The 4528-nt window shown below is 67.7% G+C and carries 5 protein-coding genes; 1 reads left to right on the top strand and 4 read right to left on the bottom strand.

All coding sequences use genetic code 11. The features are described from left to right. Positions 1-392 precede the first annotated feature (392 nt). The 3 genes from hfaD to hfaA are packed head-to-tail and all read right to left on the bottom strand — an operon-like array spanning position 393 to position 3034. A complete protein-coding gene (gene hfaD, locus I4Q42_RS25765; protein WP_198578964.1) occupies positions 393-1622 on the bottom strand; it encodes a holdfast anchor protein HfaD in 1230 nt (409 codons plus the stop codon). Next, positions 1549-2553 carry a holdfast anchoring protein HfaB gene (gene hfaB / locus I4Q42_RS25760; protein ID WP_198578963.1) on the bottom strand — a complete coding sequence of 335 codons (1005 nt, stop codon included), beginning with the start codon at positions 2551-2553 and terminating at the stop codon, positions 1549-1551. Before hfaB ends, hfaD begins: the two co-directional genes overlap by 74 nt. Further along, a complete protein-coding gene (gene hfaA / locus I4Q42_RS25755; protein ID WP_198578962.1) occupies positions 2543-3034 on the bottom strand; it encodes a holdfast anchoring protein HfaA in 492 nt (163 codons plus the stop codon). The genes hfaB and hfaA overlap by 11 nt, the downstream gene beginning before the upstream one ends. A gap of 252 nt (positions 3035-3286) precedes the next feature. Between hfaA and I4Q42_RS25750 the strand changes: the two genes are divergently transcribed. Continuing rightward, the gene (locus I4Q42_RS25750) at positions 3287-3718 is read left to right on the top strand and encodes a CBS domain-containing protein (protein WP_198578961.1); all 432 of its coding nucleotides are present in this window, start codon (positions 3287-3289) and stop codon (positions 3716-3718) included. 101 nt (positions 3719-3819) lie between these two features. On the opposite strand, the gene I4Q42_RS25745 is transcribed toward I4Q42_RS25750, so the two are convergent. Next, complete coding sequence (locus I4Q42_RS25745; protein ID WP_198578960.1) at positions 3820-4248, bottom strand: RrF2 family transcriptional regulator; 429 nt, start codon at positions 4246-4248, stop codon at positions 3820-3822. Positions 4249-4528 lie beyond the last annotated feature (280 nt).

The following is a 4528-nucleotide window of genomic DNA, read 5'->3' as shown; positions in this document are numbered from 1 at the left end:
GACGGGACAGCTTTGATTATGCAGCGGGTTTCGACGCGTCTGATCCACGGGCGTGAGAAAGTTGTAAGCGATTGATTTTGCTTGGCCCTGCGAGTTCGGCGACGGGGATGGACGTTCGCCAATCCCCGTCCACCCAACCCAAACACCGCCTTCCTGGGCCTTGTGCCCAGGACCCATCGTTCCGCCGCTCAAACCTTGGCAGGACGGTCGAGGTTTGAGCGGTCGCCGGCATGGACCCTCGCCACAAGGGCGAGGGAGGCGGGCCTTGCTGATTTGATGAAGGAGGGACGGTCGACGGCGTGCCGGCACGCCGGTTGGCGGCGTAACCCCTCACCCTCCCAGGCCGCCGCCTGGGCCCCTCCCTCTCCCTCTGGGAGAGGGCGCATAGCGCTTTAATTCCGGACGTAGAACGCAGCGCTGTTGCCGGTGGCCGTCGCCACGCCGGTGACCGAGCGCGCCGAGCCCGTGACGCTGGTGGTCGAGCGGGCCGAGACGTCGGCGCTGTTGATCTGGCTGTTGGAGGTCGTCAGAGAGCCGCCGCACTGGCTGCAGACCGAACCGCTGACCAAATTGCCGGCCGCCGTGGCGCTGGACCCGATGTCGTAGCCGGTGTCGCCGGTGGCGCTGGCGATCACCTCGACCCCGCCGCCCTCGTTGGTCTGGACGTTGTCGAGCACCAGGGCCGCGCCGGTGTTGCCGACGACCGCGTTGTTGCCCACCCCGTAGGCGCTGGCCTGGGCCGAACCGTAGAGATACGAGCTGGTCTCGGCCTGAGAGCGCACATAGGCGGTGTTGTACTGGTGGCTGGCCACGTCGAGCAGCGGGCCGGTGTTGCTGGCCGACAGGTCGTTGCCCGCCGCCGTGGCCGAGGTGCTGGTCAGGTAGCTGTTGCCGTAGGCGGTGAACTTGCTTGCCTGGACCAAGTCGGAGGTGTTGCCCTGGTCGGTGATCACCCGGGCGGCCGACTGGTTGTAGCCTTCGACCGCGATGCTGTTGCCCGCCGCCGCGCCCGCCACGGTGGACGAGCCGCTGACGTACTGCACGATCGCCCCGCCGTCGGCGAGCACGTCGCCGGAATTGGCCTGGCTGATCCGCGCGCCGGCCGAGCCGTTTTCCAGATAGACGCCTTGGGCGTTGCCCGCGGCCTGGGTGGCCATGGTCAGGTCGCCGGCCTGGGCGGTCTCGCCCTCGACCTGACCGCGGGCGGTGACCGCGCCGCTGTTGGTCTGGACCATGAAGCCGCTGTAGGTCGACTCCGTGGCGTCGACCGAGCCGTTGTTGCCGGTCGCCACCGTGGTGACGTCGCTGGACGTTCCCATCGATCCGGTGGCGTTGACGACGCCGTGGCCGGTGACGGCGCCCGAGTTCACCTGGTTGGAGGTCGCGCTGACGTCGGCGCGCGCGCCGCCGATCCCGACGCTGTTGCCGGCGGCGGTGGTCGTGGCGCTGACGCCCTCTTCCGAGGTGACGACGTTGAGCGTCTGTTCGGTGAAGACCTCGCCCAGGTTCAGCTGGTCGTTGAGAACCTGGCCCTGGGCGAAGGCGGCGCTAGTAGCGACCGCGACGCACAGAGGAATCGCTGCGATCGTTCCAGCGAGACGGATCTTCGCGGGTCTGCGCATTGTTGGTTCCCAGGTTGTTGTAGGCGGGCGTGAAGGCGCCCGTGACGCCGACCGTGTCGGCGCCGAACGGATCCGACTGCAGGCAGCTTTGCGGACCCGGCATGCCGTAGAGGTTGGCGCTCATCTCGACGACCGAGCGCTCGATCAGCGAGCGCACGGCCAGTTGCACCGGCTCCAGCGCGCCCTTGCCGCCCGACAGGTCGAAGACGTTGTTGTTGGCGAAGGCGAAGATGCCGGCGCTGACTTCGCGGCCGATCACCTGCTTCTGGTAGGAGATGACGTCTTCCACGACCAGCGTGCGGCTGTTGATCAGGCGCAGGTCCATGGCGATGTTCATCACGAACAGGCGGCGCTTGAAGTTGGCCTTCAGCCCGTCGCTGTCGAGGTCGCCGCCGTAGAGGTCCGCGCCCGCCGAGTGGATGTTGTAGTTCAGCTCGGTGACGCCGCCGACAAGGTAGAAGTCCGAACCGGCGACCTGGCCGGCGACGATCTTGCGATAGTCGGCCGGGGCGTCCGGCGTCGGGGCCGGACGGTCGGAGATCAGCTTGTTGTTGGCGTACTTCAGTTCCAGTTCCGACACCGAGGTGTCGAAGCGCTCGACCATCGGCATGCCGGCCTTGGCGAAGGCGGTCATGGCCATCAGCGAGGCGCCCTGCGTGACCTTGCGGCCCGAACCGTCGGACTCTTCCTTGCCGGTGTAGTCGGCGATGCGGCCCACGGCGATGCGCGGAGCGGCGACGTGGTTCTGCCGGGCGTAGGAGGCCAGGCAGTTCAGCGCCGTCGAATAGGGGGTGGGGTTGGCCGTGACCGGCGCGGTGCCGATCGGCCGGGCGTAGTTGCCGGCGTCCAGGCGCTTGGGCACGCCGCCGCCGCAGGCGCTGAGCGCCGAGCAGGCCGCGGCCACCAGCAGGATGATGCGCTTAGTTGCCATTGGAGACACCGCCGTTGGTCGACGCGCTGGCGCTGACATTGCCGTTGTTGACCTGCTTGGAGTTGACGATCACGACGTTGTTGCTGCCCTGGGTGATGACCGTCAGGTTGTTGCCGATCGCCGTCGCGCCCGACGAGCCGCCCAGGCTGCCGACGCCCGAATAGCTGTCGAGCGAGCCCGACGAGCTGCGGCTGGAATAGACGCTCTGGTCGGCGCCGGTCAGCATGACGCCGTCGACGATGACGCGGTTGCCGTTGGCGTCGCGGGTCGAATAGTCGACGATGCTGTTTTCCTGGCCCGCCGTGCGGCCGTAGCCGGCGTTGTACGAGGCCGAATTGGTCGTCACGCTCTGGGCGCGGGCCGGCAGGGCGGTCCCCAGCAGCAGGGTCCCAAGCAGGGCGCCCCCAAACAGGACAGGGGCGGCCGCGAAGATCGCGCCACGGGCCCGGACGAGGGGCTTTTTGTTCTTGTTTGAGGCCATGACGGGCTCCGAGACTGTCTGACAGGGGATCGCAAGCAACCCCCGTGCCAAAACCGGACACGCCAATCCTAGGCGCCAAGGTATCCAGAATTGGTTAAACGCGCGCCGATCGGGCCTTGAGGCGGTGTTTCGAACGGTGCGCGATATGGCCTGCGTGCGCTTTCACGGTCTGTGGCGCGATCGGGCCATTGATCCCGGAGCGCGATTGCGAGACCCTTGTTCTCCAATAAGAACGATAGGGAGGATTGAGCTTTGTTGGTGTCTCAGATCCTGAAGGACAAGGGCGACCTGGTGTTCACCGCCTCGCCCCAGGAAACCGTCGGCGCGGCCGCGGCCCTGCTGCACAGCCGAAAGGTCGGGGCGATGGTGGTGCTCGAGAGCGACGAGAGCATCGCCGGCATCCTGTCGGAGCGCGACATCGTGCGGCAGATCGCAAAGGAGGGGGCCAGCGCCCTGACCAAGCCGATCTCGGCCTGCATGACCCGCGACGTGGTCTTCGCCCAGCCGGACGAGACGGTCGACGCCCTGCTGACCAAGATGACCGACCGACGCATCCGCCACCTGCCCGTGGCGCGCGGCGGGCGGCTGGTCGGCATCATCTCGATCGGCGATCTGGTGAAGTACAAGATCCAGGAGACCCAGGCCGAGGCCGAGGGGCTCAAGGCCTATATCGCCGCCGGCTGAACCGGCGCGGCGCCCTCTTTATATATGCGCTCTATATAGAGAGGCCTCATGGGCGGGAGAGCCGCCGCTTATATGTCGCCCCTATATAGAGAGGCGACGGCTCAGCCGATCAGCTCGGCGCCCTGGCCCGCGACCGCGTCGGCCAGGGTATAGCCCTCGAGCACGGTGGCGGTGGCGTCGCGGGCCCGCAGCAGGGCCTCGCGCAGGGCGCAGGTCACCAGGTCGCTGCAGTCCTCGCAGCGGCGAAAGGCGGTGCGGCTGACGCACGGGGCCAGGGCCAGGGGGCCATCGACCAGGCGGATGATCTCGGCGAAGTTTATCTCGGCGGCGGGGCGGGCCAGCAGGTAGCCGCCGAACTTGCCGCGACGGCTGGTCACCAGCTTGTGGCGGGCCAGGCCCAGCAGGATGGCTTCCAGGAACTTGCGGGGCGCGTCGGCGCGCAGGGCCAGCTCGCCGGCCGTGACCTGTTCCTCGGCCCGGGCCAGTTCGATCATCGCGCGCAGGGCGTAGCGCGCCTTCTGGGACAACATCGACGACCCCTCTTCTTATAGAGCGCACTTTTATAGGGAGCGCGCCGGGCGGGTCGGCCGCATGCGCCCGACCCCGGCGCGCTCTATGGAGGCAGGGCGGGGCGGGGCGCAAGCGGTTCCGCTTTCGATTCCATGCACAGATCCGCCCACAGCTTAAGCCTGCCCGGAGTCGGAATCGACTTGCGGCAGGGCAGGGGGCCTCGTAGAAGCCGCACCTCGCCGCGGGGACACGCCTTCGCAGCTTGGAAATGAAGGTTTCGACTTGCATTTCCAGCGACGG

This window comes from Caulobacter hibisci, from assembly GCF_016135805.1.
GTDB classification, from domain to species: domain Bacteria; phylum Pseudomonadota; class Alphaproteobacteria; order Caulobacterales; family Caulobacteraceae; genus Caulobacter; species Caulobacter hibisci.
The sequence above is the reverse complement of the archived record's forward strand: the minus strand, read 5'-3'. Positions and strand labels throughout refer to the sequence as shown.

Coding starts and splice junctions, on each gene's coding strand:
- hfaD (WP_198578964.1), bottom strand. CDS start 1,622: ATGCGCAGACCCGCGAAGATCCGTCTCGCTGGAACGATCGCAGCGATT.
- hfaB (WP_198578963.1), bottom strand. CDS start 2,553: ATGGCAACTAAGCGCATCATCCTGCTGGTGGCCGCGGCCTGCTCGGCG.
- hfaA (WP_198578962.1), bottom strand. CDS start 3,034: ATGGCCTCAAACAAGAACAAAAAGCCCCTCGTCCGGGCCCGTGGCGCG.
- I4Q42_RS25745 (WP_198578960.1), bottom strand. CDS start 4,248: ATGTTGTCCCAGAAGGCGCGCTACGCCCTGCGCGCGATGATCGAACTG.